Genomic DNA, 5,385 nt, shown 5'->3' on the forward strand with positions numbered 1-5,385 from the left:
GGTTTTGATGCATTATTCTGAGCATTTAAATCGTAAATACATCCTGTTCCTGAGAGAAGGAAAGAAAGTAAAATGTTTTTTAGTTTGGTATTCATAGTATTATATTTTGTTTTTAAAGCTCTCTTTAAATTATTTGCTAAAGAGTAAAAAAGCAATGATAAGTGTAATGATGATATTAAATAACTGTGCGATTAAGAAAGTAATCAAAGGTTTTTTGCTATTGTTTTGAAGCAGATCTTTGAAATTGGTTTCTAGACCAATACTTGTAAAGGCCAAAGCAAACCAAAGGCCCTGAATATTTTTTAAACTTTCCTTGACAGTTTCTCGAGTTTCGGGTGTAATGAAAAAAGAGAAAACTATAGAGGCGCCAATAAACCCAATAACAAATTTTGGAAAACGTTCCCAGATGACATAAAGTGATGGTTTTGATTCTAAAGCTTCTCCCGATTTGTTGTGCGTATAAGTCCAATAAACAGAAATGGCAAAAGCAGCAATTCCTAATAAAACGTTTTGAGAAAACTTTACAATAGTACTGATTTTTAATGCCGTTTCGCCAACCAAAGTTCCAGAAGCAACCACGGCGCCAGAAGTATCAATGCTTCCTCCGAGCCAAGCTCCTGTAACTTCTTCAGGAAAATTAAAGTATTTGGCAATCATTGGCATAAAAATCATCATTGGAATGGCTGTGACCAAAACGATAGAAATTACATAAGATAATTTTTTAGAATCTCCTTTTATGGCTCCAGAAGTTGCAATCGCTGCCGAAACGCCACAGATAGAAACAGCACTCGAAATCATCAAAGTCAATTCATCATCAATTTTTAATTTTCGGCAGAGCCAAAAGGCAAAATACCAGACAGATAAAACAACAACCAAAGCTTGAATTAATCCTAAAGATCCTGCTTTTAGAATGTCTGAAAAAATAACACTCGAGCCTAATAAAACCAAGCCAATTTTGACAAAAAGTTCAGTTGATAAAGCAGAACGAAACCATTCTGGAAGTTTGAATAAATTTCCAATTATTAATCCGATTATTAAACTGAAAATAACCGCTTCCAGATTTAATGCTTTGATTTTTGTATTTCCGGAAAGAATTAGCGCAATTAGGGTAAGGAAATAAATTATTGGAAATGCGAGAATGAAATTCCTAACTGATTTTCCAACTAAAAAAGTCCCGATAATTCCAATTAAAAGGAAATAAATAAATTGCAACCCTATAGTTTGAAGGTTTTTGATTTCGAAAACATTGTTTATTAAATCTGTTCCGTTTGTCCATTTAAAAATGGGAACTTCTGGCAGAAAAATAAAAAGTGAAATTCCGATAATGAGAAAACCGAGAATTACGACGGTCCAATCTTCGTGAATAATAAATTTTGTTGAGGTTGACATTTTGATTTTTTTCTTTCCTGCAAGGTTTCCAAAACCTTGTCGGTATTAAGTAATTATTGGAGTAGTTAAAAACAATCCTACAAGGTTTTGGAAACCTTGCAGGAGAGGAGTATTTATATTTAAAGTTTACAAATCGACAAAGTATTTTTGTTTGCCAAAGTCAAATTCATAGTAAGTTAGATTGGGCCAAAGTGGTTTAATTAAACCCTTTTCCCAAGTTTGTAAAGCTGTTTCTAATTCTTTTACTTTCTGCGGATTTTGTTGTGCTAAATCTTTTGTTTCCGATTTATCTGAAGCCAGATTATAAAGCCATTTTTCATGCGTTTTTCCGCTAATTATTAATTTCCAATCACCACTTCGAACCGCTTTTGCATCACCAGAACGCCAATATAAATCTTTGTGCGCTACTGTGTTTTCATTTACTGTTTTTACTAAATCAACACCGTCATAAACTCTGTCTTTAGGTAAATCAGAACCAATAGCTGCGGCAATTGTTGTAAAAATATCTAAAGTGCTTACAGGTGTTTTGTAAATTGTATGAGGTTTGATTTTTCCTTTCCACGAAAGTGAAAACGGAACATTAATTCCGCCTTCAAAGTGAGAAAATTTTCCGCCTTTTAAAGGTGCGTTTGTAGTGGCAAAAGTATAATCGGCGCCGCCGTTATCGCTGGCAAAAATGATTAAAGTATTGTCTTCAAGACCTTCCTTTTTTACTTTCTCACGAATTCTTCCAATCGCATCATCTAAAGCACTGATCATGGCAAAATAAACACGTTTATTTTCGTCTTTGACATTCGGAAAACGATCGTAATATTTTTTACGAACTTGAAAAGGAGTGTGAGGCGCATTAAACGGAAGATAAAGTAAAAAAGGCTTATTTTTATTTTTATCAATAAAGGCTTCGGCTTCGTCAGCAAACTTTTCAGTTAAATATTCTTTTTCATCGATAATAGTAGAATCTCGTCTAATTTGGCCAATTCCAACTCGTCCTTTCCCCCAAATCGTTTTATCGGTAAAATCTTTGTGATGATGATTGATAATATCTGGATTATCATCTTCAGGCGTATAAAGGGAGAAAGCTTGATAAAACCCGTAATGATAATCGAAACCGCGATCTAAAGGGAAAAATCCGTTGTTGTGACCCAAGTGCCATTTCCCGATTATTGCAGTGCTGTAACCTTGTCTTTTAGCCAAATCGGCAAATGTGATTTCTGATTTTGGAAGTCCCTGCGTTGCAATTGAAGCTTCATTTGGATAATTGATTTTATCATTTAATCTCCAATTGTCTGTTTTAATTAAATATTTAAAACCGTAATATTCCAAATTGTTTTTTGGATAGCGATCGCCTGGCTGATATTCATGACCAAAACGTTCCTGATATCTTCCTGTAATTAATCCAGCGCGCGAAGGCGAACAGATTGCTGCAGATGCATATCCATCAGTAAAAGTAACTCCCGAAGCAGCCAAAGAGTCGATCTGTGGAGTAGGAGTCGATTTTCCGCCGTAGAGCGAAATATCATATTTGCCTAAATCATCAGCAAGGATAATAATGACATTGGTCTTTTTTCCGGAAACGGAATCTTTAGGTTTTGAAGCCAAAAAATCTTTTTTCCCTTTTGCAAGTTTTTGATCTTCTTTGACTAATGTTCCGTCTGTATTAATTGGCCAGAATAAAAATGCTGCTATAATTAGAAGCACAAGTAAAATGGGAAGGGCAATTTTGGTTATTTTTCTATAGGTTGCCATAGTATGGTTTTTGGTTTGTTTTTTTATGGAATGCAAGAACTTTGACAAAGTTTTATACGTATTTTTTGTCATTTCGACGAAGGAGAAATCTTTGCAAGAAGCTCTACAAAGATTGGCGATTTTGATTGTGGGGCTTAGACTTCGCTCAGCCTGACAAATATTACGATTATAGAACTCTGTCAAAGTTTTACACGCATTTTTGTCATTTCGACGAAGGAGAAATCTTCACGAGTAACTCCGCAACGAATATCCAATCTTTGTAGAGCTTCTTGCGAAGATTTCTCCTTCGTCGAAATGACAATATTATGGTTACATAAGTGTAAAAAGTTTCGAGATTATTTCGAAGCCAATGCAACATCAACCTCATTTTTTAAATCGTTGATGCCTTCTTTCTTAAAAATAATTTTTCCATTTTCGTATAAAACCAAAGTCGGAAAAACTCTTACGGTTTTTAAATCGGCAATAACCTGCGGACTGTCTTCTAACTCAATTTCTAAGATCTTTAAATTGGTTCCGTATTCCGATCGGATGGTTTCTAAAATGGGTTTTACTTTTTTACAAGGCGCGCAATATTTGGAACCAATGTCTACTAGAACAGTTTTGTTATCGGCAATAATTTTATTGAATTCTGCCAATGATAATTTGCTTTTTAGATTAGAATAAAAAGGTTTTCCGTTTCCAATCCAATTAGCAATTCCGCCTTCTAAACTGTAAGCTTCTGAGAAACCATTTTTTAGCAATTCTTTTTCTAGAGCAACACTTCTTCCTGCTCCGATAGAATAAATAAAAACAGGTTTGGATTTATCAAGTTTTGAAACAGATTGTATGTAATTTTCAGATTGAAGATTAAAATTTACAGCGCCTTCGATATGGTTTAAAGCAAATTCTTCGGACGTTCTCGCATCAACAATCTGCGGATTCTTTTGGCTTTTTATTTTCGAATAAAACGAATCTAAAGATAATGAATTATGAATTTCATTTTGCGAAAAAGCAGCAATTACCCATAAAAGGGCAATTGCTGTTATACTGATTTTAAAGAAATGATTTTTCATATCTGAAAAGATTATACTTGTTCTAAAACTGGTTTAGGAGTTTCTTCAGTAACTACTTTAGGTTTTAAAGGAAGTGATAACACTCCTTCAGAAAGTGAGCTTCCTTCTTTTTTAGATTTAAAAATTGGCCATAAAAACTGTGCGTACCATTCTTCTTGTTTGTATGATTTTGTTCCATACGATTCTGGATATTTACGGGTAATTAATCCTGTTCCAAAAATGACATCCCAGATAAAAAACATGTTTCCGAAGTTTCCTTTAAAATGCCCAACACCGTCTCCGCTTGTATCAGCGTGATGTGCATGATGCGTTGCTGGAGTAGAAATAAGTCTTTCTAAAACCCAAGCAATTGGATGCAACACTTTGTATTTGTAAAAAGGTTTATCCCATTTAATGCTTGAATGTGCTCCCAAAGTGATAAAGCTTTTGATTACCAGAACAAATAAAGCTGGAAGTCCTAAACCTAAATACGTTAAAGTCGCTGTTAAATAAATTTGAGAAAAGAAAACCGTATAAATAAAGTTTTGTCTAGAAGCCATTGCCATTCCCATGTATGGAGCCGAATGATGTGTTCTATGAAAACGCCATAAAAACGGAACCTGATGATGCAATCTATGATACCAATATTGCGTTAAATCGTCTGCAATCGCAATTAAGAAAAAGCCTCCCCAAAACGGAACCCATGATAATGAGTTAGCCAAATTTGGTAACAAATAAGGCAAAGCTGTTAAACTAAAAAAAGCAATTACAGGAGGTAAAAGCAATTTTGGCGCTAGGAAACAAACAATATCTATTTTGCGTTCTTCGCCTGTCCATTCGTCATCATACAAACCAGCTGCAAATTCGATTACACCAAGAACTAGCATAAAAACAGTTAATCCCCAAGTTCTGATGTTTGCAAAGACAGGCTGTGCAAATTCTAAAAATGATGGAAGTGTAATATGCGACTGACTTATCGCTCCTCCAGTTAATTTAAAATAAAGGTAAATTGCCACTACAGGCAATGAATAAATGAAGAAACTTATTGTTAAGTCTCTAGTTAATTTTTCTTTTTGAACTATTGCCATGATCTCTTACTTTAAAAAATTATTTACTACTGCTAATCCGCCAGCCAGAATAGCCAGTGGAACTAAAAACAAGATTATCCCCACGACAATCTTTTTTCCTATAATTTCATAATCTACTCGTTTCATAATTA

At 34.3% G+C, this 5,385-nt stretch carries 4 protein-coding genes; all 4 read right to left on the bottom strand.

Translation table 11 applies throughout. The features are described from left to right. Positions 1-129: 129 nt before the first annotated feature. The 4 genes from B3J44_RS00745 to B3J44_RS00760 all read right to left on the bottom strand — a co-directional run bounded on the left by B3J44_RS00745 (position 130) and on the right by B3J44_RS00760 (position 5,254). Complete coding sequence (locus B3J44_RS00745) at positions 130-1,389, bottom strand: YeiH family protein (RefSeq protein ID WP_286964963.1); 1,260 nt, start codon at positions 1,387-1,389, stop codon at positions 130-132. 126 nt (positions 1,390-1,515) lie between these two features. After that, complete coding sequence (locus B3J44_RS00750; RefSeq protein WP_286964964.1) at positions 1,516-3,135, bottom strand: sulfatase-like hydrolase/transferase; 1,620 nt, start codon at positions 3,133-3,135, stop codon at positions 1,516-1,518. 335 nt (positions 3,136-3,470) lie between these two features. After that, on the bottom strand, positions 3,471-4,187 hold the full coding sequence (locus B3J44_RS00755) for a thioredoxin domain-containing protein (protein ID WP_286964965.1): 717 nt from the start codon (positions 4,185-4,187) through the stop codon (positions 3,471-3,473). Positions 4,188-4,198: 11 nt separating this feature from the next. Then, on the bottom strand, positions 4,199-5,254 hold the full coding sequence (locus tag B3J44_RS00760; protein WP_286964967.1) for a sterol desaturase family protein: 1,056 nt from the start codon (positions 5,252-5,254) through the stop codon (positions 4,199-4,201). Between the last annotated feature and the right edge of the window lie 131 nt (positions 5,255-5,385).

The organism is Flavobacterium sp. UBA4854, assembly GCF_002399805.1.
Taxonomy (GTDB): domain Bacteria; phylum Bacteroidota; class Bacteroidia; order Flavobacteriales; family Flavobacteriaceae; genus Flavobacterium; species Flavobacterium ginsengisoli.